17 protein-coding genes, 1 pseudogene and 1 CRISPR repeat array are annotated in these 22,541 nt (G+C 63.6%); of the genes and pseudogenes, 14 read left to right on the top strand and 4 right to left on the bottom strand.

The features are described from left to right. Nucleotides 1-529 precede the first annotated feature (529 nt). The 9 genes from NFE57_RS16150 (at nucleotide 530) to NFE57_RS16110 (ending at nucleotide 11,092) form a co-directional block, all read left to right on the top strand. Complete coding sequence (locus NFE57_RS16150; protein ID WP_252136620.1) at nucleotides 530-1,597, top strand: serine hydrolase domain-containing protein; 1,068 nt, start codon at nucleotides 530-532, stop codon at nucleotides 1,595-1,597. Between the two features lie 113 nt (nucleotides 1,598-1,710). After that, entirely contained in the window at nucleotides 1,711-3,159 is a 1,449-nt protein-coding gene (locus NFE57_RS16145; protein ID WP_252136619.1) for a sulfatase-like hydrolase/transferase, read from the top strand. A gap of 4 nt (nucleotides 3,160-3,163) precedes the next feature. Continuing rightward, nucleotides 3,164-3,745, top strand: coding sequence for a DUF1214 domain-containing protein (locus tag NFE57_RS16140; protein ID WP_252136618.1), 582 nt, complete (start codon nucleotides 3,164-3,166; stop codon nucleotides 3,743-3,745). After that, nucleotides 3,736-4,287 carry a DUF1254 domain-containing protein gene (locus NFE57_RS16135; protein ID WP_252136617.1) on the top strand — a complete coding sequence of 184 codons (552 nt, stop codon included), beginning with the start codon at nucleotides 3,736-3,738 and terminating at the stop codon, nucleotides 4,285-4,287. The genes NFE57_RS16140 and NFE57_RS16135 overlap by 10 nt, the downstream gene beginning before the upstream one ends. Nucleotides 4,288-4,396: 109 nt before the next feature. Beyond that, nucleotides 4,397-6,649, top strand: a complete 2,253-nt coding sequence (locus tag NFE57_RS16130) for a TonB-dependent receptor (protein ID WP_252136616.1) — start codon at nucleotides 4,397-4,399, stop codon at nucleotides 6,647-6,649. A 13-nt stretch (nucleotides 6,650-6,662) separates the two neighbouring features. Next, on the top strand, nucleotides 6,663-8,198 hold the full coding sequence (locus NFE57_RS16125) for a class I SAM-dependent methyltransferase (RefSeq protein WP_252136615.1): 1,536 nt from the start codon (nucleotides 6,663-6,665) through the stop codon (nucleotides 8,196-8,198). 11 nt (nucleotides 8,199-8,209) lie between these two features. After that, nucleotides 8,210-9,238, top strand: coding sequence for a serine hydrolase domain-containing protein (locus NFE57_RS16120; RefSeq protein WP_252136614.1), 1,029 nt, complete (start codon nucleotides 8,210-8,212; stop codon nucleotides 9,236-9,238). Next, nucleotides 9,235-10,290 carry an SUMF1/EgtB/PvdO family nonheme iron enzyme gene (locus NFE57_RS16115; protein WP_252136613.1) on the top strand — a complete coding sequence of 352 codons (1,056 nt, stop codon included), beginning with the start codon at nucleotides 9,235-9,237 and terminating at the stop codon, nucleotides 10,288-10,290. The genes NFE57_RS16120 and NFE57_RS16115 overlap by 4 nt, the downstream gene beginning before the upstream one ends. A 73-nt stretch (nucleotides 10,291-10,363) precedes the next feature. Next, entirely contained in the window at nucleotides 10,364-11,092 is a 729-nt protein-coding gene (locus NFE57_RS16110; RefSeq protein WP_252136612.1) for a TetR-type transcription factor C-terminal domain-containing protein, read from the top strand. Here NFE57_RS16110 and NFE57_RS16105 read toward each other — a convergent pair. From NFE57_RS16105 to NFE57_RS16095, 3 genes are read right to left on the bottom strand one after another with little or no spacing between them, the layout of a single operon-like run. Then, nucleotides 11,089-12,390 (bottom strand): MFS transporter, encoded by a 1,302-nt coding sequence (locus NFE57_RS16105; protein WP_252136611.1) that lies wholly within the window; start codon nucleotides 12,388-12,390, stop codon nucleotides 11,089-11,091. The genes NFE57_RS16110 and NFE57_RS16105 overlap by 4 nt on opposite strands. 44 nt (nucleotides 12,391-12,434) lie before the next feature. Further along, entirely contained in the window at nucleotides 12,435-13,319 is an 885-nt protein-coding gene (locus tag NFE57_RS16100; protein ID WP_252136610.1) for an SDR family NAD(P)-dependent oxidoreductase, read from the bottom strand. 29 nt (nucleotides 13,320-13,348) lie between these two features. After that, complete coding sequence (locus NFE57_RS16095; protein ID WP_252136609.1) at nucleotides 13,349-14,881, bottom strand: class I adenylate-forming enzyme family protein; 1,533 nt, start codon at nucleotides 14,879-14,881, stop codon at nucleotides 13,349-13,351. Nucleotides 14,882-15,047: 166 nt separating this feature from the next. On the opposite strand from NFE57_RS16095, the gene NFE57_RS16090 reads away from it, so the two are divergent. Genes NFE57_RS16090 through NFE57_RS16075 form a run of 4 tightly spaced genes read left to right on the top strand, consistent with a single transcriptional unit; the run spans nucleotide 15,048 to nucleotide 18,991 of the window. Then, complete coding sequence (locus NFE57_RS16090) at nucleotides 15,048-16,541, top strand: sulfatase family protein (protein WP_252136608.1); 1,494 nt, start codon at nucleotides 15,048-15,050, stop codon at nucleotides 16,539-16,541. Between the two features lies 1 nt (nucleotide 16,542). Beyond that, entirely contained in the window at nucleotides 16,543-17,130 is a 588-nt protein-coding gene (locus NFE57_RS16085; protein ID WP_252136607.1) for a DUF1214 domain-containing protein, read from the top strand. Next, nucleotides 17,121-17,681: a DUF1254 domain-containing protein gene (locus NFE57_RS16080; RefSeq protein WP_252136606.1), complete on the top strand. Its 561-nt coding sequence runs from the start codon at nucleotides 17,121-17,123 to the stop codon at nucleotides 17,679-17,681. The genes NFE57_RS16085 and NFE57_RS16080 overlap by 10 nt, the downstream gene beginning before the upstream one ends. After that, complete coding sequence (locus NFE57_RS16075; RefSeq protein ID WP_252136605.1) at nucleotides 17,678-18,991, top strand: hypothetical protein; 1,314 nt, start codon at nucleotides 17,678-17,680, stop codon at nucleotides 18,989-18,991. The genes NFE57_RS16080 and NFE57_RS16075 overlap by 4 nt, the downstream gene beginning before the upstream one ends. 54 nt (nucleotides 18,992-19,045) lie before the next feature. On the opposite strand, the gene NFE57_RS16070 is transcribed toward NFE57_RS16075, so the two are convergent. Then, nucleotides 19,046-20,620 (bottom strand): sulfatase-like hydrolase/transferase, encoded by a 1,575-nt coding sequence (locus NFE57_RS16070; protein WP_252136604.1) that lies wholly within the window; start codon nucleotides 20,618-20,620, stop codon nucleotides 19,046-19,048. A gap of 436 nt (nucleotides 20,621-21,056) precedes the next feature. On the opposite strand from NFE57_RS16070, the pseudogene NFE57_RS16835 reads away from it, so the two are divergent. Beyond that, a pseudogene (locus NFE57_RS16835) lies at nucleotides 21,057-21,545 on the top strand (CRISPR-associated endonuclease Cas3''); the annotation flags it as partial. Between the two features lie 410 nt (nucleotides 21,546-21,955). Continuing rightward, nucleotides 21,956-22,384: direct repeats of the CRISPR family, unit length 32 nt; unit sequence GTCGCCTCCCGCGCGGAGGCGTGGATCGAAAC. Nucleotides 22,385-22,541: the final 157 nt, after the last annotated feature.

The raw sequence follows: 22,541 nt of genomic DNA, 5'->3' as shown, positions 1-22,541 counted from the left end.
ATCAGCAAGATCGCAGCCGATTGGCCCGCCACCCGCTGGGACGAACTGCTCCCATGGAATTGGCAGCCACCTGTCGATCAGCCCATCGCTCAAGCCGCCTGAACCGCGGCCTCCAGGCCACGCTTACGACCGTTTTGAAGCTCTCGAACTTGGCTCTCCACGCGTAATGGGTCGGGCTCGACGTGCCGTAACGACGGCACGGATCCGTGACCGCCGCGGCCGCCTCGGCTTCCTTCAGGATGCCGATAATCTCCCTTCTGAAAACCGCTTCCGCTTTATTTGTCCGTCCCTTGGTTGGGCCGGACTCTACTCGAACTGGAGGAAAAAACGGAGGTCACGTCAAGTGGGTGAAAAACGCCAGTCAAAGTGTGGTCGGCTTGGCTCAATGACGGACCGTGTAGTCCACTGACAAACCAACCGGTCCACTCGGTGGGGGCAGGTCAAATGCCGGGACCAAAGACCTGACAATACAAAGACCGTTGACACTTACCGATCGTTCGGTACGTTGCGCGAAAGAGAGGATATCGGGATGCGCGTATTGGCTGTCACTGCTGTGCTGGTCGCCATGATGCCGATTGCGGCACAGGCTGCGTCTGATCCGTTCGATTGTACACGCGCCGCTGCTTATTCAGCGAAGCGCGACGGGGTCAGCTATCTCGTGCTTCGCGACGGCAAGGTGATATGCGAAGATTATACGAATGGTGGCAAGGCTGATTCGGCTAATCTGCTGGCGTCGGGCACGAAGAGCTTTTCGGGCATCATCGCCGCCGCCGCGGCGCAAGACGGCTTTCTCTCTCTCGATGAACCCGTCTCCGCTACCATTGTCGAGTGGCAGAATGACCCACGGCGCCGGTCGATCACTATTCGTCAATTGCTCGGGTTGGTCAGTGGCATCGCCAGCGGGAAAGATGCTCGTACGCCAAGCTATACTGAGGCAATCGAAGCGATTCCTGTCGTCGCACCCGGCGAAAGCTTCCAATATGGTGCGGTGCCTTTCCAGATTTTCGGTGAACTGGTCAAGCGCAAGCTTGCGGCCCGCGGCGAACCGGCAGACCCGCTAGCATATCTGACCCGGCGCGTACTGGCGCCGATCGGTATCGCTCCGGTGCAATGGCGTCGCGCACCCGATGGTAATCCCATGATGGCTGCAGGGGCCGCGCTGACCGCTCGACAATGGGCGACATTTGGCGAGTTCGTCCGGTTGGGTGGTGTATGGGATGGGCAACAGCTTGTCGATCCACGCACGCTTGCCGAGTTGTTTCATGGCTCGTCGGTCAATCCCGCTTATGGCATCAGTTGGTGGTTGGCCGCCTCGGTTGCACCGGCGGACCGTCCGCGCCAGTTGCGGGCTGCGATAGATTTGTCGGCCCATGCTGACGAACTGCCGAAAGGCATCGTGTTGGCGGCCGGTGCCGGACGCCAGCGGCTGTATATCGTTCCTGACGAGCGCATTGTGATCGTGCGCCAGGCCGCCCGTGCGACGATAGGGCCGCAGCGTCGGCAGCGTGCAGTGCGGGCACAGAACCAGCCCGATGCGGTCGATTCGCGCTGGTCGGATACGCAGTTTTTGAAGCAGGCCCTGAACCTCGCCAACTAGGCGCTGCCAAGGACGTTGCGTGTATCGATGCTTGTCTAGTTACCGATCGGTCGGTATCCAGCCTCTAAAGGAGAGAATCTGTGCTTGATCGGGCGGTTGCGATTTTGGTTGGCATGGCCATGATTGTCGCGGGCTGCGCGCCGGTTTCGTCCGGATCGCGCGCCGATGTTGCGGCCGCATCGCGTGCCAGGCCCAATATCATTGTGATCGTCGCCGATGATCTGGGCTATGCCGACATCTCGGCCTATGGCGTCGAGCGGATCAAGACCCCCAACATCGATCGCATTGGTAATGAGGGGGTCAAGTTCACCGACGGCTATGCTTCCGCGCCCGTCTGTGCGCCGTCACGCGCGGGGTTGCAGACCGGGCGCTACCAGCAGCGCTTCGGCTTCGAATTCAATAACGGCCCGGGCCGTCGCGATGCCCAGCAGAATCTGGGGCTCGACCCCAAGGAAATCACCATCGCCCAGGCTTTGAAGGGCGTGGGCTATCACACCGGGATCGTCGGCAAGTGGCATCTCGGCTCCAATGCCGATTATTATCCGACCAACCGGGGATATGACGAGTTCGTCGGCATTTTGACCGGTGCGACAAGCTATATCGACCCCGACGTCCCGGGCGTCGAAATCTATCATCCGCGTGGCGACGCGTCGATTAACGGCGCCGGCCTGATGCGCCGGAGCGAGTTCAACCAGGTTTTCGAGGGCGCCGAGAAGCGCATCGTTCACAATGAGAAGGAATATCTCACCGATTATTTCGGCCGGCGCGCGGTCGATTATATCGACCGCAACGCCAAGGCGGCAGATCCCTATTTTCTCTATCTCGCGTTCAACGCGCCACACGACCCGTTCATGGTCACCAAGAAATATTACGACCGCTTCCCGCAGATCGCCGATCGGCAGATGCGGATCTATGCGGCGATGATCTCCGCGCTCGACGATCAGGTGGGGCAGGTCCTCGATGCGGTCGAGCGTTCGGGAGAGGCCGACGACACAATGGTCGTGTTCCTGTCGGACAACGGGTGCGCGGCCTATTTCCCCGGCTTGTGCGCGTGCGAACCGCTGCGCGGCGGCAAGCTTACCCATTATGAAGGCGGCGTGCGCGTGCCGTATATGATCCGCTGGCCGCGGGCGATGGCGGGCGGGCAGGTCTATCGCGAGCCGGTGACGGCGCTCGACATCTTCCCCACGGCAATGGCCGCGGGCGGTGCCGCGCTGGCGAACGACCGCACCTATGACGGCGTCGATCTGCTGCCGTTCCTGACCGGCGAGAAGCAGGGCACGCCACACGATGCGCTGATGTGGCGGCGTGCGCCGATGGTGTCGATCCGCAAGGGCGACTGGAAGCTGTGGAAGCACCTCGATGGTGATTTCACCTTGCTGTTCAACCTGCGCGACGATCCCAACGAACAGACCAACCTCGCCGAACGCCATCCCGATAAGCTGCGCGAGTTGGAACAAGGGATCGAGCAATGGTCGAAGGATCTGCAGGATCCGAAATGGCCGACCAAAACGATGATCGAATATGACGTATGCGGTACCCCGCTGCGGCTCCCGGTCTGATCCCATGCGTCGTGCATTGTTTGCCTGGGGCGCGGCCGGCGTGCTTGCGCTGGCCGCCGGGGCTGGCACCGCCTGGGTACAGACCGGGCGCAGCACCAACCTCGACGGGCGTGGTCCGGGGCCGTGGAAAACCTCGAGCGGCACGGGTGAAGCGAGCGATTCGGCGTTCGACCGCGCGGTTATTGCGCGCACTGGAATCTGGGCGCTGCCCCAATCTGAAGTCGTATATTTCACGGCTGATACCGATGATGACGGACGGCCTCTCGACGCCCGCTGCAGCTACGAGCTTAAGCGTCGCGGGGAGTTGAAGGCGCGATGGTGGTCGATCGCCGCCTATGTCGATTACCGGTGGGTCGACAATCCCTTGGATCGCTATTCCTATTCGTCGACCAACCTCGAGCGCGAGTCCGGCGGCGATTATGTCGTGCGTCTGTCGGCGACTCCGCAGCCGGGCAACTGGCTGCCGCTTGGCGATAAGCCGGGGCGCGTCTCGGTGTTGACGCGTCTTTTCCAACCCGATCCGGCCATTGCCGCGGCGCCGGAAAAAGTGCCGCTTCCAACCATCCGGAGGGTCGCATGCGCGTGATACGGCCGATGGTGGGTATCGGGCTGATCGCAGGGCTTTTTTGCCTCGGCTGGGGACTGATGATCCGGGCGATTCCGACGATTGTCACCGACGACTTGTTTCGTCAGTTCTTCGCCGCCGGCCGCACGGTCAACACCGTGGTGCCCGCTCGGCTGCGCGATGCCCGGCGCAACCTCGTTGCGATGGACAACTCTGACACCGTGACGCGCTCGATCATCTACGACGTTGCCGATCAACCGCTGGTCATCGACACCGATGTGCCCGCCGGTCTGGCCTATTGGTCGTTATCGATCTTTGCCAACAACACCGATACGCTGTTCGTGGCCAACGATCAGCGGACGGGCGCCGGTCCCTATCGCGTCGTGATCCGGCGCTCTGGCCAACCGCGCCCGACCGGCGCGGACGCCGATGCCGATGTGGTGTCGCCAACCGATCGAGGCTTCGTCATTTTCCGTGGGGTCACACACGATCGCACCGACCCTGCCGATGTCGAGCGGACGATCGCCGCGATGGCAGGTGTCGACGTCCGGGCGGGCGACTGACGCGCCAAGGGTCAGCAAGAGAGACGCTTGACTTACTTACCGGCCGGTAGGTACAGGGGTATTGAGCTGCACGCGTGCAATGTCGCAGCGATAGGGGAGGATATTCGAGATGCGAAAGGCAGGCCTTTTCATCGGTGCGTCGGTCGGTGCGATGGTCACGATTGCGACGCCGGCAATGGCGCAGACTGCGGAATTACAGCAGGCTGAGGCCGCGATGGATGCGCAGGATTCAGTGGGCGACATCGTCGTCACGGCCCGCAAGCGCAACGAACTGTTGCAAGACGTTCCCACGGTGGTCTCGGTGGTCACGGGCGAACTCGCAGACGCGCTGGGAGGGATCCAGAACGCGCGCGATCTCGTAGCGTTGTCACCGGGCATTACCTTCATCGAAGGGGCCAATGCACCGATTGCAGAGCCTAATATTCGAGGGGCTGGCCCGGCGAGATTGCCGAATTCGGATGCCGCTGTGGGCCTGTATCGCAACGGTGCCTATATCGTCGGCGGCAATCTGGGCGGGCGGACTTTCCAGCGTTTCGATATGTTCGATCTCGAACGTACCGAAGTGCTGCGCGGGCCTCAGGGCGCGCTCTATGGCCGCAATGCCGTGGGTGGTGCCATCAACGTCATCAGCCGCAAGCCGCAGTTCACGAACGAGGGTGAGGTGCGGTTGATCGGCGGCAGCCAGGAATCCTACGGCGGCCAGGCGATCGTCAACATGCCGTTGTCGGATAACGTGGCGATCCGGGTCGGGGGCGATTTCAGGCAGCAGGACGGAGGGTTCTATCGCCGGTCAGACACCGGCGCGGTCTACGATAACGAATATTATGCCGGGGGCCGCCTGGGGCTGCGTTACAAGCCCAGCGAGGTTCTCGATATCGTCCTGCAGGGCGATTACTCCGATGAAAAGGGCGGCTTCGCGGCGATAATTTCTCGCGACGATACCGATGGCGATATTTTTCTGCTGCCGCGAAATGGCATAGAGCGGCGTGGCGCGAGCCAGCTCAACGTGTCGCTCAACGTTGAATGGGACGTTGGCGCGGCAACGCTGACGTCGGTGTCGAACTATCGGCATCGCGATAGTTTCGGCCATTTCGACAACGATGCTACGGATGTCGCGGTCGAGCAGAATTTGAACTTCGACAAAGCGGAGACCTTTTTCCAGGAACTCCGCGCGAGCGGCTCGAGCAGCCGGCTGAACTGGCTGGTCGGCGCCGACCTGTTCTACCTTCGCGATTTCTACGACCAGCACCAGGAGGGGCGGGAAATCAAGCCGGCGACAATGGCGATGGCGGCGGTCAATCCCAATTTCACGCAGGCGACGGACTATAGCCAGACGGGGTATGCCGCCTTCGGGTCGCTGGAATACAGGCCGGTCGATCGCTTTGCGATCGAGGTTGAGGGCCGATACAGTATCGACAAGAAGGATCTGCTGATCGACGCCAAGCGTGCTGATGGTACGCCGCGCTACAGCGATTTCCCGCCGGGCAGTCCGCAGACGATGCCGCACAATACGTTCCGCAACTTCAGCTACGGCGTGACGGCAAGCTTTCATGCCAGCGAGGCTGTTCTGGCGTTCGCGCGCGTCGCGACCGCTTATCGCGCCGGCGGCTTCAACTCGGAACTGGGCAATCCTTGCGATCCGGGGGAGGTTCCCGGAACGACCTGCAACCTGGTCGATGTGCCGCCATCCTATGACGAAGAACATTCGATCAACTACGAACTCGGCGTCAAGACGAGCTGGTTCAATCATCGTCTGACGCTCAATGCGAATGGCTATTTCATCGAATATGACGATATTCTCGCCAATTTGAACAATGGCATCATGCCGATGGTCGACCCGCTCAACGGGGCGATGTTCCTCGATAATGCCGGCCGGGCCGAGGCCTGGGGTTATGAGATCGAGATGTCGGCGAACCCAAAACTGCCCAGCGGGCTTGGGACGTTGCGCGTCAATGCGAGCTATGCGCACCAGAACGGCAAGTTCACCGACGTCAAGCCTGGGGTCGCGATCGCGCTTGATAACCGGATCCCGCGCTTGCGCCCGTCGTCGATCACCGCCAACGCCCTGTGGCGTATGCGTGTCGCCGAGGGTGCACGGTTGTTCGTAGCGGGTAATTACATCCGTCAACTCGGTGGATTCCAGGATCCCGATAACAGCTATATCCTCGATGACGTGCATCGCGTGAATGCGCGTGCCGGCATCGAATGGCGGGCATGGGAACTGGCTTTTCGGGTCAACAACCTGACCAATACACGGTATTTTCTCAATCAATCGGGTCCAGAAACGCGGCCCGGCATCGGCACGGACTATCGTATCAATAGTCCGAGAACATTGGAGGCTAGCCTGAGGTTTAGATGGTAGGTAGGGCACGAGGATGACCGACGCGGCTGTTCCCCCATCGGGTTATACGGTCGACGTCGCTTATCCGTCGGCATTCGGCGCGTTCCAGGCGCCGGTGCACATGATCCATGCTGCGGCGATCGGCGGGCGAAGCGGCCCGGCGATCGCCGGGCCCTTCACCTATTGCGACCTGGGCACCGGCGCGGGGCTGACCTTGTGCGTGCTGGCCGATTGTTATCCCGACGCCGAATTTCACGGTGTCGATCTGAACCCTGGCCATGTCGCCACGGCGCGGTCGCTCGCCGATCGTGCGGGGCTGCGCAACGTCACCTTTCATCAGGCGAGCTTTGCCGATCTTGCCGCCCTGCCGCTGCCCCGCGCCGACTTCGTGACGATGAGCGGCATCTATTCGTGGTTGCCGCCCGCGCTTCGTCAGGCGGCGCTGGCCTGGATTGCGCGGGCGCTCACACCGGAAGGGCTGGTGTTTCTGCACTATGCCGCGTTGCCCGGAAACAGCCAGATCGATCCCCTCTATGCCCTCATTCGCGAGACAGCGGCGACGCTGCCGGGGGATAGCGTCGCGCGATTTACCGCCGCCGTCGAAACGATGCGTCGGCTTGCCGCGGCCAATGCTGCGTTCTTCCGGGCGAACCCTTATGCGCGGGCGTGGCTGGACACCGCCAAGGACGACGATGCCGCCGCGATGGCCCACGAAGTCCTCAACGCTGAACGGACGTCGCTGTCGGTGCGCGACGTCGCCGATGAGGCTGGGGTGCACGATCTGGCCTTCGTCGCCAACGCGCAGATCGAACTCAACCATATGGCGTTGGTCGCCCCGGCGGCGCTTGCCGAGGCGTTCGCGTCGGCGCCGCTGCTGACCCGCGAAATGCAGATGGATGCGATGCGCAATGCGCACAGCCGCATGGACGTCTATGCGCGCGCCGCCGTGCCAACCGTCGGCTTCGCTGACGCGGCGGGCCGGCTGGTCGTCGATCGTCTGTCAACCGGTCCCTTGACGGACGAGCGCGCGAAACTGAGCAAGGCGAGCGGTGTCGATTTCACCGCCGATCGCTTCGCGTCGCTGCTTCGCCTCATCGACGGTCGGGCGATCACCGTCGCCGAAGTCGTGACGGCCGGATCGAGGGACGGGGGCAGCATTGCGTCGACGGTCGACGCGCTGCAGATGCTCGTCGCGACCAAACTCGTCCATCTGCTGCCGCGTCCTTATGCATCGCCGGTTGCGCCGGGGGCGACGCTACGAATGCCGTCGCGGCTCAACCGCCTGTTGCTCGACGAACAGATCGAATCTGCCGGCCCCTTGCCGCTCGCCTCGCCGATTGCCGGCACGCAATTGCTGTTGCCGCCGGCCGATCGGCTGGCCTTGCTGGCGATGGTCGGCGGCGATTTCGATGCCGCCTGGCATAGAATAGAGCGGGTCGGGCAGCGATTGCGCCACGACGGCCGGTTGGTGACCGACGCCCGCCACCTCGCCGAGGTTGCGGCGGCCCGCGCAGGCGCGACCGCGGGGATGATGGTCCCGCACCTCACGCGGCTTGGAATCCTGGCTTAGGAGAAATCGACGTGCGCCTGCTCCATCTTCTTGCGCTGGCCATCCTGTGGTCTGCGGTCAGTGCGGCTCCCGCCACGGCCCGGGACTGGACTGCGCGCTGTGATGAGGCGACGCGTTATTCGGAAGCGCGACGCGGCTTGCGCGTCGTCGTGCACGAGGACGGCCGCACCGTCTGCGACACGACGAGCAACGGCGCGACCGCAACACAATGGTATCCGATCGCGTCGGGCAGCAAGAGCTTCGTCGGCACCATGGCCGCTGCGGCCGTGCAGGATGGCCTCCTGCGCCTCGACGAACCCGTCGCCGACACGATCACCGAATGGCGCGACGATGCGGCGCGCGCGCCCATCACCATCCGGCAGTTGCTTAACCTGACGAGCGGTGTGCGTGGCGGTGTTTCCGGCAGCGCCCGGGGGTTCGCCGCGTCGCTCGACACGGAGATGCGCGCCGTGCCCGGCAAGCGCTATCAATATGGCCCCAATCCCTTTCAGATCTTCGGCGAGGTGATGACCCGCAAGCTGGCGGCGCGCGGGCTGGAGCCTGACCCGGTCGATTATCTGCAACGGCGCGTGCTCGATCCGATCGGCATCACCCTGCTGTGGGGGCGGGTGCCGGGTGGCGATGCCGGATTGCCCGGCCACGGCGCCCTTGATGCCCAGTCCTGGGCCACCTTTGGCGAATTGATCCTCGCAGACGGGCGTTGGCGGGGCGAGCCGCTGGTCGATCGTGATGCCTTGCTGTCGGAATTCGCCGGCTCGCCGGCCAACCCGGCCTATGGGGTCACCTGGTGGTTGATGCCCGCTCCGGGCGGAGAGACCGTGGCCGAGGCGCAACGCCCGGCCTGGCATCTGGCCGAGGCACGCGATGTTGTGCCCGGCGATATCCGCATCGCGGCGGGGTCTGGCGACCAGCGCCTCTACGTCATTCCGTCGCGTCGGCTGGTGATCGTTCGTCAGGCGCCGTTGCCGCGTGAGGTGGCACCCGTCGATGGACTGGAATGGTCGGATGCGGCCTTCCTGCGCATTCTGCTGGCAGAATGAAAAGCGTCGCGCTTCTGGCCGCCTCGATGCTGCTCGTCACGTGCGACCGGCCTGCGACGGGCGCCGGCGATCAGCCGACGATGCTCGGGGGCGCCGCCGTGCCGGGAAAGCCGGTGTTCGTGCAGGAACCCGGCCGCCAGTGCGCGCGCCTTTCGGATCATCCGATCAGGGTGGTCGGGGGGCAGTTCGCGATGGGCGATGAGAGCGTCTATGCCGAAGAAGGCCCGGTGCATGTCGTGACCGTTGCGCCGTTCTGGATCGATCCGCATGAGGTGACCAACCGCCAGTTCACGGCATTTGTGCGTGCGACCGGCTATGTCACGACCGCCGAGAAACCGGTGGACCCGGAGATGTTCGATGTCCCGCGCGATCAGATCCCGCCCGATCTGCTCAAACCGGGATCGGCGGTGTTCACCGCGCCGCTTGTCCCGTCGCCGCGGTTCGCCGACTGGTGGGCCTATACCCCCGGTGCGCAGTGGCGCCGACCTTATGGCCCAAACGGCGTTACGGCACGCGACGAGGAGCCGGTCGTGCATCTGAGCTTCGCCGACATGCTGGCCTATGCTCGCTGGGCGGGCGGGCGGTTACCGCGCGAGGCCGAGTGGGAATATGCGGCCCGCGCCGGCGGGCCGCCGTTGGTCGACCAGCCGACCGATGCCAATAGCTGGCAGGGGGCTTTCCCGATCGATAACAAGGCGACCGACGGCTTCGTCACCATCGCGCCGGTCGGTTGCTTCCGTCCCAACGCCTGGGGGCTGCACGACATGATCGGTAATGTCTGGGAGATGACGGCCGATCTTTATAGCGCACGCCACCGTGTGTCGCGCGCCGATCAGGAACGATCACCCGACGATCCGGGCATCGTCCAGCCTCGAGCCGATGATTATCGACCGCGCGTCATCAAGGGCGGATCTTACCTGTGTGCGCCCAATTATTGCCGGCGTTACCGTGCTGCCGCGCGCTCGGCGCGCGATCCCGGACTGGGCGCGAGTAATGTCGGCTTTCGTCTCGTCTACGATCGGCTACCAACGCCCGGCAAGGCGCCTTCATAAGCCGAGGCTATCGATCACAACGGTTGTTCCCGCGCGCGCCTGTCCTTAAACTCATTACGGAACGAGATTGATTATGACTGTCCGACCGACCGACGTTGCAGATGCAGGCTCCACGCAGCGAACCAGTGCGCGTCGTTCGGGCACGGCCGAAGAGGCGATTCGCACGCTGTCGCTCGATCGGGGCGATGCGACGCACGGCGAATTGCATGGGCGGCGGGAACAGATTTTCTTCCACGCCGCCTATCTCTTTCTCGAGCGCGGTTTCGCCGCGACCTCGATGAGCGATATCGCCAAGGCGGTGGGCATCACCAAGGCCGGGCTGTACCATTTCGTGTCCGACAAGGAGGAATTGCTCTTCACGCTGATGCAATGGGGCATGGCGGTCCTCGACGAGGACGTGACGGTGCCCGCCCGCGCGATTGCCGATCCGCTCGAGCGCCTGAGGTTCATCGCGTGCAACCATATGCTCAACATCGGGCGTAGTTCGGCGCGTACGGGGCGCGGCAATCCACTGACGGTGATTCTGGACGAACCGGCGGGGCTGTCCGATGACAAACGCGCGGTGATCACCGAGCAGAAGAGCCGGTATTTCCGGTTCGTGCGGGCGACGCTCGTCGAACTACGCGATCAAGGCAAGCTCATCGACGTCGATCCATCGGTCGCCACCTTCAGCATCCTCGGTATGATCGTATGGTTTGGCCGCTGGTATCACCCCGACGGCCCGATCGGCCTCGATGCTATCGCCGATCAGGTCGCCGAAATGGTTGTTCGCTCTGCCGTGAAGCCGCAATATCTGGCCTAGATGCCGTCGTTATCGCCGTAGCGCTCGCGATCGGCGGTAAAGGTGCGCGCTGCAATCGCCAGACACGGCAGCGCCAGTATAGCGATGCCGTTCGTCACGATGCACGCCATCCGCAATGGGGTCGGCACACCCCATGCACCGAAGATATCGGCGAGCGCGCCGGCAAAGACATTGCCGAGCGCGGTGCCCAGCAACGCCATCGACAGCAGTGTCACCGCGATCATCGATGCCCGCACCTTTGTCGACGTCAGATCTTGCACCAGAGGCAGAAAGGCGCCGTAAAAAAGCGTGTAACCGGCCGAGACCATCAGCAGGAAGGTGATGAACATGGGCGACAAGGGCGTCACGATACGCAGGCCCAACGCTGCGGGTGTGAGGATTAATAGCGCGACCATGGCATAGTGGATTCGCCCGGTTGCCCAGCGACGCGCGAACCAGTCCGCAATCACACCGCCAAGGAGCGCGCCGGCGATGCTGCCGATCATGAAGATCATGCCGACCAGCGTCTGGGCGTATGCCTTCTCCAGACCCACCTCGCGCACTAGCCAGGCCTGATCGAGGATCGAGGCGCCTTGCGAAAACTGGATGAGGATGATCGCGAGCAACACCCACTTGAGCGATCGCGGCCCACGCAGGGCTGCGGGCACGTCACGCGCCATCTGGCCGAACACACTGCGTAGCGATTGGGGCGAGATGGCGGTTTGGTCGCGTGGGCGCGGATCGCGCAGCAGCAAGACCGGCAATGCCAACAGCGCGCCGAGGACGCCAAGCGCGATGAAACAGCCCCGCCAGCCGATCGAGGCACCGAGCGAGCCGGCGATCAGATAGGCCGCGCTGCTACCGATCGATATGCCCAGGTAATAAAGCGAAGCGGCTGTCCCCTGGCGCGACCGTGGGAACACGTCGGCGAGCATCGATAGCGCCGAGGGTGACAGGCTGGCTTCGCCGATCGCTACCGCACTGCGCGCGAGCCCGAAATGCAGTGCGTTGCGCGCAAAGCCGGTGGCGGCGGTCATCACGCTCCAGAGCGTCATGCCGACGGCGATCAGTCGCGGGCGCGACAGCCGGTCTGCGAGGCCGCCCATCACCAGCCCCATCACGGCGTAGATGATGCCGAAGATGGGGCCGCCGATCAGCGCAAAGGTCGTGTAGCTGATCCCGACATCGTCGGTGATGTCGACGATGAAGGCCTGCGGAAGAATGCGGTCGACGAAATTGAGGATGTTGAGCAACAGGAGCGCGACCAGCAGGCCCCAGGCCCGGCGGGACGGCTTGTCGGCGGTATCATACAGTGCCATGCCTATCACTCCTGCGTCATGTGTCGACCGATCATTCCCACCGATCAGCGGCCGGGCGGGGCGCTGGCGCTCGTTGCCCCGGCAAGTTCGCGCTCGATCTGGGCAACACAACTTGTCGGAATGCTCTCACCGTCGCGATCGCCGATCGCATCCCATTGCGCCGCGATATCGTCCGTGATGTCGTCGCCGGTCCCCGCGTAGACTCCCTTGGTCAGCGTGACATAGGCCTGTTTGAAATGGCCGGCGCCCGCGCACAGGATCGCGCGCGTCGGCGCATCGGCGGTCACCAGCGCGACCAGGCCCGGGCTCACCGCGTCGGGCCGCAACAGCGCTTCGGCCTCGGCAGGCAGCAAGCCGTCGGTCATTGCGGTTGCGGCGGTCGGCGCGAGGCAGTTGACGCGAATGTCGTATTTAGCACCCTCGATGCTCAGCGTCTGCATCAGCCCGACCAGCGCCATTTTGGCGGCGCCGTAATTGGCCTGGCCGAAATTGCCGTAAAGCCCCGATGACGAGGTGGTGAAGACGATGCGGCCATAACCCTGCTGCTTCATGATCTCCCACACCGCCTTGGTGCAGATCGCCGCGCCGATCAGGTGGACATCGACCACCGCCCGGAAATCGTCGATCGCCATCTTGGCGAAGCTCTTGTCGCGCAGGATGCCGGCATTGTTGACGAGGATGTCGACGCGGCCCCAGCGTTGGCGTGCCTGGTCGATCATCGCGGCGACCGCGGCTTCGTCGGTGACCGAGCACTTCGCGGCGATCGCTTCACCGCCCGCGGCGATGATTTCGGCGGCGACGCTATCGGCATTGTCGCCCAGATCGTTGACGACGACTCGTGCGCCACGACGTGCCAGCAACAATGCATGTGCACGGCCCAGCCCGGCACCCGCACCGGTAACGATCGCGACGCGACCCAAAACAGACATGATGTTTCCTTTTTTGTGGCGGTGCTTGCCTAAGCAGCGGTGCCGGTGGTGATGAAGTGATCGCGCAGATCGCGCTTCAGAACTTTGCCCATCGCGTTGCGCGGCAATGTATCGATCGCGGCGGCGCCCCCCAGACGCTGGGTTTTGCCGACGCGCGCATTGATCCAGGCAAGCAGCGAATCGTTGTCGATCGCGGCATCGGCGCGTGGCACGAAGAACGCGAAGGGCGTTTCGCCCCATGTGGCCGACGGTACGCCGATGACCGCGACGTCGACGATGTCGGGATGCTGCGCAGCCACCGCTTCGATGTCGATCGGATAGACGTTGAAGCCGCCGCTGATGATCATGTCCTTGCTGCGTCCGAGCAGCGTCAGGAACCCATCGGCATCGAACCGGGCCAGATCGCCATGACGCAGAAAGCGATTGCCGTCGGCGTCGAACCATTCGGCCGCGCCGGTGGCATCGTGGCGGCCATGATAGCCTTGCATCATGATGCCCGACCGGCCGACGACTTCGCCGATCTCGCCGGGTGCCACTTCGCGCCCATCCTCGTCGATCAGGCGAATGTCGGTGCCGGGGGCCGGGCTGCCGACGGTATGCAGCTTTTCCGGATATTGCGTCGCGTAGAGCGTGCAGACGCCGCCGCCTTCCGTCATCCCGTAGATTTCGAGCAGTTCGCCCGGCCACCGGCGGACGACGTCGGCTTTGGCGTCGGCAGCGAACGGCGCCCCGGTGACAATCTTCAACACGAACGTCGACAGATCGAAGCGGTCGAATTCGGGATCGGCCATGATCCGTTGGTATTGGACGGGTACAAGCACGCTATGGGTAACGCGTTCGCGCTCGGCGGTCTCGAGATAGCGGCGTGGGTCGAACTTGCCGAGCAAGATCACGGTGCCGCCATGCACCAGCGTCGGCAGCAGCGCGCACCCCAGGGTCGTGTTCGAGCACAAGGGCGTCGCGATCAGCGAAACGGCTTGATCGAAGCCAAGCGGCGTCCACGCGATTGCCTGCGTCCAGCGCGTACCGTGCGTGTGGACGATGCCCTTGGGCGTCCCGGTCGTTCCCGACGAATAGATGATGTTGAAACGATCGTCGGGTTTGATCGGCCGGGATTCGATCGGGGCGCTGCCAGGGGCGCACCACGCGTCAAGGGCGTCGAGCCACACCACCGGGGTCGCTCCCGCATCGACCGACGATGTGTGCGCCGGGTCCACGAAGACGATCGTCGCCGCGCTGTCGGCCAGCATGGTTGCGACCTGCGCGGGCGTCGACGAAGGAGAGATCAAGACCGGCGTCATGCCGGCGCGCAGGGCGCCGAGCAGCACTGCGACATCGGCGACGCAGGTTCTGCCCAGGATCGCGACGGTGGATGGGCGGCCCGCAAGGTCGCGGTGTAATCCGGCCGCGATCCTCGTTATCATCCGGTCGAGATCGGCATAGGTCAGCCGCGCCGTGTCGTCGGCCAGCGCGAGTTGGTCGGCACGTTCGCGGGCGTGCGCGGCAACCATCTGCGCGACGGTGGCGAAATCGCTATCCAAGAGTTCGCGCGCTGTTGTCATAACTCCCCTCCCGCTCACGATCGTCACATCGCTTACCGATCGGTCGGTATCGCAGTCGATGGCTCACCGCAAGTCCACGAAAACTTTTAAGATTGCCAAGTAACTTACCGATCGGTAAGCGATAGGCAATCGGAGTCCGAGTGACCCGTCGTAAAGGAGAGTGGGGATGCTGCGCTGGTCAATCGGGCTTCTGGCGGCCATCGTGTTATGTGTCGGCATTGCGATAAAGATGCTGCCGTCGGATTCGGCTCAGGCGGCCGAAGGGGGCAAGGCGCCTCGGCCCAACGTGATCGTGATTCTGGCGGACGACATGGGCTATGCCGACATGTCCGCTTACGGCTTCGAGCGCATCTCGACTCCCAACATCGATCGGATCGGTAAGGAAGGTGCCCGTTTCACCGACGGTTACGCCTCCGCGCCGGTATGTTCGCCATCGCGCGCGGGGTTGCAGACCGGGCGCTATCAGCAGCGCTTTGGCTTCGAATTCAACAACGGTGGTGTCCAGCGCGACATCGCCGAGAATTTGGGCATCGACGTCAATGAGATCACCATCGCCCAGGCGCTGCAAGCAGAGGGCTATCACACCGGCATGGTGGGCAAGTGGCATATGGGATCGAACGACCAATTCTATCCGATGAAGCGCGGCTATCAGGAATTCGTGGGCTTCTTGTCTGGCGCCACCCCCTATATGGCCAGTAACACGCCGGGTTATGTCGACTGGACCATCCCTGGGGCCGACACCGGTGCGGGCGAGGGTATCGACAAGGCCGGGCTGCGCGGGTCCTCGAATGCGATTTATGAAGGCCCGGACAAAAAGCGGGTCAACAATGAGAACCAGTATCTGACCGACTATTTCGGGGATCGTGCGGTCGAGTTCGTCACGCGCAATGCCAAGGCCGATGCCCCCTATTTCCTCTATCTCGCGTTCAACGCGCCGCACTCGCCCTTTCAGGTGACGCAGAAATATTACGACCGCTTCCCGCAGATCGAGGACAAGCAGATGCGCGTCTATGCGGCGATGATCTCGGCGCTAGACGATCAGGTCGGGCGGGTGCTCGATGCGGTCGATAAATCGGGCGAAGGCGATAACACGATGGTCGTGTTCCTGTCGGATAACGGCTGCGCCTCCTACATCCCCGGCCTGTGTTCGTGCGAGCCGCTGCGCGGCGGCAAGCTGACCCAATATGAAGGCGGCGTGCGCGTGCCGTTCATGATCCGCTGGCCCGATGCCATCAAGGCGGACAGCTGGTTCCGCGAGCCCGTGTCGACGCTCGACATCTTCCCGACCACGCTCGCGGCGGCTGGCGGCGCGCTGGCCAAGGACCGCGCCTATGACGGCGTCGATCTGTTGCCGTTCCTGACCGGTGCGAAGAAGGGGCCGCCCCATGATGCGCTCTACTGGAAGCGCGAGCCGCTGCTGTCGATCCGCAAGGGCGACTGGAAGCTGTGGAAACACACGAAGGGTGACTACACCATGCTCTTCAATCTGGCCGAGGACCCCAATGAGAAGCATAATCTCGCCGCCCGGCACCCCGACAAGGTCAAGGAACTGGAAGACGCGATCGAGACATGGCGCAAGGATCTGTCCGACCCGCGGTGGCCGACCAAGAGCATGGTGACATATGATGTGTGCGGCACGCCCATGACGGTGCCGGTGTAAGATGCGGCGGCTACCCTGTGTGCTGGCGCTGGCGGCCGGAGCGGTGGCCGCCAGCGCCGGCGGCGCCGCCATCGCGTGGTTCATCACCGGATCGGCACAGACGGTCGAGGGGCGTGGGCCGGGGCCGTGGAGCACCGCGGCGAAGATCGGCGATTCCTCGACCGACATGCTGACGCGCGCCACCGTCGCGCGCACCGGGCTATGGGCGCTGCCGCCGTCGGAAGTGATCTATTTCCTGACCGGCAAGGATGATGCCGGTCGGCCGCTCGATGCGCGGTGCACCTATGAACTCAAGGGGCGTGGTGATCTGCCGTCACGCTGGTGGTCGATCGGCGCGTATGTCGACTATCATTTCGTCGATAGCCCGCAGGGCCGCTATTCTTATACCAAGACCAACGTCGCGCAGGACGCCGATGGCGGGTACACCATTCGCGTGTCACGGACGCCGCAACCCGGAAACTGGTTGCCGCTCGGCGACAAGCCCGGCGAGGTACATCTGCTGACCCGCCTCTATCAGCCTGATCCGGCGCGAACCGCGGTTCCCGAACAGGTTCCCCTGGCCAGTATAACGAGGCTCGCATGCGCATGATCAGGCCTATCGGCATCGCCGCCCTGATGTGCGGCTGTGGCGTGATCGGATTCTTCGCGGCGCTCCATATGATCCCGTTTCACGCCAGCGACACGATCTGGCGAACGATGGAGCGGACGGGGGTTACGCGCAACGTGCTGGGGCAACCGGGCTATCCGGTGGCAAAGAAGGACGTGGTACCGCTCGCCAATCCCGACATGATTTCCAGGCGGGTGATCTATGATCTGGCTAACGGCCCTGTACTGTTCGAGGCGGATGTGCCAACCGACCTGCAATATTGGTCGGTCACGGTATTCGGGCATAATTCGGACACGCTGTTCGTTGCCAATGACCGTGCAACGGGTCCGGGCCCATTCCGCTTGATCATTCGCACGGCCGACCAGCGTAGCCGCGAGCCTGCCAACGCCTATGTCGTATCGCCGTCGCGCCTGGGTTTCGTGCTCGTTCGGGCCGTCATGAAGGATCGCAATGATCCCGCCGATGTGGCGCGAACCAAGGCGGCAGTTGCGGATGAACGCTTCACAATGCTCGCCAATGAGCCTCGGCAATGACCGATGCGAACCGGCGCGAGATACTCGCAGCTGCGCTCGCCTTCGGTGCGACTGCCGCGTCTACGAGCGCGGCGGCGCACCCTGTCACCACGAGCGAGGGCGACGATCAGGTTGCTGCCGATCTGAAGCGCTATGTCGATTTCGGTCCCAAGCCGGCTGGCGGGGCGGCCGATACCGCCGTCGGCGCGTGGCTGGCGGAATCGCTCGCCGCGCTGGGTTTCACGATTGCCCGCCAATCCTTCGATGCGCCGTTCTTCACGCCCGTGACGACCAGTCTGGCGATTGACGGCGAAATTACGCCCGTCCTGCCGCTGCCGATCGTGGTGCCGACGCCGGCCACGGGCATTGCCGCTCCCCTGGTCGCGATCGACCATGCAGGCAGGAGCGAGCACGCACTCGCCGGTGCCATCGCGCTCCTCGAACTGCCGTTCGGCCGTTGGTCGTCGGCGCTCGCCAAGCCGATCCGGGCGCCGATCGATGCGGCGATCGCTGCGGGCGCTGCCGCCGTCGTGGTCATCACGACCGGGCCGACGGGCAAGGTGATCGCTCTCAACAGCGACGGCCGGGCGCCGCTTTTTCCGCGTCCGGTCGCCCTGCTCGCGCCAGACCGGTCCGCGGCGCTGATCGACGCGGCATCGGGTGGTCGTCGCGCGACGTTGACGGTCACCGGCACCAGCGGCCGGCGTCGTGCGTTCAACTTCGTGGGCAGGCTCGATCGTGGGCACGGCCGATGGCTTGTCGTCTCGACCCCACGCTCCGGCTGGTTCACCTGTGCAGGGGAGCGAGGTGGCGGGGTTGCGGCATGGCTTGCGCTTGCGCGCTGGGCCGCGGCCGATCTGCGTGGTCACGATCTGGCTTTCGTGTGCAATACCGGCCACGAATATGAGAATCTGGGGGCAGAGCACGCGCTGGAAACCGCCGTGCCGAAACCTGCCGAGACCGCTATGTGGCTGCATCTCGGCGCCAATCTTGCCGCGCGCGATTGGCACGACCTGTTGGGTACGCTCGGCCCGTTGCCGAGCGTCGACCCGCAGCGCTATCTTTGTGTTTCACCACCGTTGCTCGACGCGGCCAGCCAGGCCTTTGCCGGCCAGCCCGGATTTGAACATCCCTATCCGTCCACCCTCGTCGCCGCCGGCGAACTGACCAACGTCATCCGCGCGGGCTATGGCAAGGTTGCCGGAATTTTCGGGTCGCATCGATTCCACCATGTCGCCGAAGATGACGGGCGTTGCATCGTGGTGCCGCCGGTGCATGACGCCATCGAGGGATTCAAGCGGCTGATCGTGGCCGGGACGCGATCGGGCTGACGCGGCCAGTGCAGGAACGGTGACGCCGCGAGGTGCCGCAGCGTCACCGGTTCGTCAGGGATTGAACTTGAAGTGGCGTCCGCCGAAGTCGAACTCGATGTGCTTCGATGCGGTCCAGCTTGGTGCCTCTTTGTCGGCTTCCCATTGGGCGTATAGCTGCCGCATGGCCTGCATTTTGCCAGCCATCTTGGTCGCGAGATTGGTCGATTCGGTCGGATCGTTGCGCAAATTGTAGAGAAACTCGTTCCCGTCATAATCGCGGTGATATTTCCAGTCGCCATCGCGGACGGCCTTGAGCGGCAACGTCCGCCAGAAGATCGGCTGGGGCTTCAGAACGAGCGGGCGTCCCGATTTGGCCGGCAGGATGTTTCTGCCGTCATAGACGCGGTCCTGCGGCAACGACAGGCCGGCAGCCGCGATGATCGTCGGTGCCATGTCGAGGCTGGAGACCGGCCGCGTCTCGCGCATCCCGGGTTTAACCCTGGCTGGGTAACGCATCATGAACGGCACCCGCACGCCGCCTTCGAGCTGCGTCAGCTTCGCGCCCGACACCGGCTTGTCGCTGCACAGGCTAGCGCTATAGCCGGCGCACCCGTTGTCGCTCAGGAAGATCACGATCGTGTCGCGGCCGATATTGTTGGAATCCAGCGTGTCGAGGATCTGGCCCACGCCGTCGTCGAGCGCGCTGATCATCGCGGCATAAATGCGCTGTTTCCGGTCGGCGATGTCCGGAAAGCGGTCGTAATATTTACGGGTTGCCTGAAATGGCGAATGCGGCGCGCTATAGGAAACGTACAGAAAGAAGGGCTGGGTGCTGTTGCGTTTGATGAAATCAGTGGCGTGGTCGGTGATCTGGTCGGTCAGATAGCCGTCGCCGAGGTCAACCGGTTTGCGATCCGGCCCCGTAATAACGGTGTTGAGTTCATTGAGGTCGCTGCGGGGCACATCGAGATTGCCTTTCAGCGCCTTCGTGGTGCTGGCCGGGGCGATATTCACCGCGTCGGCCGCCGTGGGCTCGATATAATTTGTTTGGCCCGGAAGGAATCCCCAGAATTCGTCGAAGCCACGCTGCGTGGGGTAGAATTCCTCGCTCAGGCCCAGGTGCCATTTTCCCACGAGCGAGGTTCGATACCCGCCCTCCTGGAGCAGTGAGGCGATCGTTTTTTCGCCGGTGGCAAGGCCAAGATGCTCCTGCACCGCGCGCGTCGCGCCGTCCGGCAGATATTCAAAGCCGTAACGTTGCGGTTGGCGCCCGGTCAACAGCCCGGCGCGCGATGGCGCGCACACGGGTGCCGCCACATAGCCCTGGGTGAAGGTCACGCCTTCCCGGCCGAGCCGATCGATATTGGGTGTGTTGAACCGGCCCGGATAGTAAGCGGACACGTCGGCATATCCCAGATCATCCGCGAGGATCACGACCACATTCGGCTGGCGTGCGGGGGCATTTTGCTGCGCACCGATGGCGCTGTCCGCGCCATTGGCCGCCAGCGTTGCAGCATGGCCGGCCGACACCGAGCCACGGATCGAGATAGGGGACGCCTCGACAAGGGGCGCCTGTGCAACGGACGATGAGAGGCATGTCATTGATACCGACGCTGCCAGGACTCCGATCAAGGGAAAATATTTCATGTCGATCCTCTTCCCCACAACGCCGCCCAAGAGCCGGCGACTGATATCCCCGGCCTGCGTCATGTGAAGCGACGCAAATGTTGGCCACGAAGACAAGCCGCGGGTATCGGCGAAGCTATTTATCAATCTCGGCCCATATTGAGCGTCATTCTCAACCTACCGACCGATTGGTCAGTGGGCAATGCAGAAAATGTCCCTGCGTGGTGCGGAACTCGATCAGGCGACCAGCAAGGCTGCCGGCTGGCCATGGGTGATTACCTTGATTCTTGATGACTGCTGACCAGGTGTGCGTCGAGGAGTTCCGGTCGCGCTAGCCGAATATACTCACGGCATTCCTTGGGGTGCCACTTGAGGAAAATGATCCCCCTCTGATCCCTCGTGCGCTGGTGTTATAGGCGACAATCGTGTTCGTGTCGGATGACGTAGGGGGTGTCCGATGGAGAAATTCGCGCATTCCGTGGAAGGGCAACCAGAGGGGCGTTGGGAACTCTTGGCACATCATCTCGCGGCGGTCGGCCGGACAAGTGCTGACTTCGCCGGATGGTTCGGGGCGGCGACGATCGCACGGGCCATGGGGTTGCTGCACGATATCGGGAAGGCAGCGCGCCTCTATCAACTGTATATCCGCCGACCGACCGATCGGAGCGGTCCGAAAGGCCCGGATCACAGCAGCGCGGGCGCGCAGGAAGCCGCCGCCCTTTACGGCCCGCAGTTAGGCCGGATGATGGCGTTTGGCGTCGCTGGCCATCATGCGGGGCTGATGGATGGGTCGGGGCATGAGGGCGGTAATCTGAACGCTCGGCTGGCGAAGGATGTCGAGGCTTATGCCGGCTGGCAGGACCACGTCGCGGGCTTGCCGACGGCCGAGGCGTTGCGTGCCGGGTTGCCGGCGTTGGACCGCAATCACATCGAACCGGCCTTTTCGCCTGCCTTTTTGACGCGGATGCTTTTCTCCTGCCTCGTCGATGCCGATTTTCTGGAGACTGAAGCCTTCTACGCGCGGTCGCGGGGCGACGAGCCGCCGCCGCGTGGCGGCACTCTGATGCCAGGGCATATCGAGTGCGTGCGCGATTTCGTGGCGCGGCACCGGCGCGACGATACGCCGGTCAATCGGCTACGCTCCGAGATCCTCGATCATGCCAATGCCAAGGCAGCGCTGCCGCCGGGCCTGTTCACCCTCACGGTGCCGACCGGCGGCGGCAAGACGCTGACGTCGCTGAGCTTCGCGATGCGCCATGCCGCTGCACACGGCCTGCGGCGCATCATCTATGTGATACCTTTCGCGGAGGCGTGGATCGAAACGACGCTCTGGCGCTTTGGGGAGCGATCCAAAGGGTCGCCTCCCGCGCGGAGGCGTGGATCGAAACTAGAGCGGTGAACACTCCAAACCATTGTCCGACAGTCGCCTCCCGCGCGGAGGCGTGGATCGAAACCCGACGCCGCGCCAGTGCCTCGACCTGATCGCCGGTCGCCTCCCGCGCGGAGGCGTGGATCGAAACGCGTCATGGCGGCGGCAGGTGAACTGACATCTGGTCGCCTCCCGCGCGGAGGCGTGGATCGAAACCGACGCAGACGCTTCTATCCGGCTATTGATACCACGTCGCCTCCCGCGCGGAGGCGTGGATCGAAACGGTGGCGCTTCGGTGGGCTCGATCGGGGGCCAGTCGTCGCCTCCCGCGCGGAGGCGTGGATCGAAACTCTGGCGCATGTGCAGGTGATCGACGGTGGATCGGTCGCCTCCCGCGCGGAGGCGTGGATCGAAACCCCAAAATGAGGCGAGCGAGTTGGATCAGGCTAGAGCGGGATGACGTGGGATTGAATCGATAGGGGATTCACGAGGGCGTATAGATGTGATTCAAGATGCTGGCTGGGCATGGAGGCCAGCGAGCATGGCGCGACCTTATTCGATGGACCTGCGTGA

This window comes from Hephaestia sp. MAHUQ-44 (assembly GCF_023806085.1).
GTDB lineage: Bacteria > Pseudomonadota > Alphaproteobacteria > Sphingomonadales > Sphingomonadaceae > Sphingomonas.
This window is presented reverse-complemented; position numbering and strand designations above follow the sequence as displayed.

What these genes read in the sequence shown, in the direction of transcription:
- NFE57_RS16075 (WP_252136605.1), top strand. Translation starts at nt 17,678, where the DNA reads ATGACCGATGCGAACCGGCGCGAGATACTCGCAGCTGCGCTCGCCTTC.
- NFE57_RS16125 (WP_252136615.1), top strand. Translation starts at nt 6,663, where the DNA reads ATGACCGACGCGGCTGTTCCCCCATCGGGTTATACGGTCGACGTCGCT.
- NFE57_RS16130 (WP_252136616.1), top strand. Translation starts at nt 4,397, where the DNA reads ATGCGAAAGGCAGGCCTTTTCATCGGTGCGTCGGTCGGTGCGATGGTC.
- NFE57_RS16095 (WP_252136609.1), bottom strand. Translation starts at nt 14,881, where the DNA reads ATGACAACAGCGCGCGAACTCTTGGATAGCGATTTCGCCACCGTCGCG.
- NFE57_RS16135 (WP_252136617.1), top strand. Translation starts at nt 3,736, where the DNA reads ATGCGCGTGATACGGCCGATGGTGGGTATCGGGCTGATCGCAGGGCTT.
- NFE57_RS16090 (WP_252136608.1), top strand. Translation starts at nt 15,048, where the DNA reads ATGCTGCGCTGGTCAATCGGGCTTCTGGCGGCCATCGTGTTATGTGTC.
- NFE57_RS16100 (WP_252136610.1), bottom strand. Translation starts at nt 13,319, where the DNA reads ATGTCTGTTTTGGGTCGCGTCGCGATCGTTACCGGTGCGGGTGCCGGG.
- NFE57_RS16145 (WP_252136619.1), top strand. Translation starts at nt 1,711, where the DNA reads ATGGCCATGATTGTCGCGGGCTGCGCGCCGGTTTCGTCCGGATCGCGC.
- NFE57_RS16150 (WP_252136620.1), top strand. Translation starts at nt 530, where the DNA reads ATGCGCGTATTGGCTGTCACTGCTGTGCTGGTCGCCATGATGCCGATT.
- NFE57_RS16070 (WP_252136604.1), bottom strand. Translation starts at nt 20,620, where the DNA reads ATGAAATATTTTCCCTTGATCGGAGTCCTGGCAGCGTCGGTATCAATG.
- NFE57_RS16115 (WP_252136613.1), top strand. Translation starts at nt 9,235, where the DNA reads ATGAAAAGCGTCGCGCTTCTGGCCGCCTCGATGCTGCTCGTCACGTGC.
- NFE57_RS16080 (WP_252136606.1), top strand. Translation starts at nt 17,121, where the DNA reads ATGCGCATGATCAGGCCTATCGGCATCGCCGCCCTGATGTGCGGCTGT.
- NFE57_RS16140 (WP_252136618.1), top strand. Translation starts at nt 3,164, where the DNA reads ATGCGTCGTGCATTGTTTGCCTGGGGCGCGGCCGGCGTGCTTGCGCTG.
- NFE57_RS16105 (WP_252136611.1), bottom strand. Translation starts at nt 12,390, where the DNA reads ATGGCACTGTATGATACCGCCGACAAGCCGTCCCGCCGGGCCTGGGGC.
- NFE57_RS16085 (WP_252136607.1), top strand. Translation starts at nt 16,543, where the DNA reads ATGCGGCGGCTACCCTGTGTGCTGGCGCTGGCGGCCGGAGCGGTGGCC.
- NFE57_RS16110 (WP_252136612.1), top strand. Translation starts at nt 10,364, where the DNA reads ATGACTGTCCGACCGACCGACGTTGCAGATGCAGGCTCCACGCAGCGA.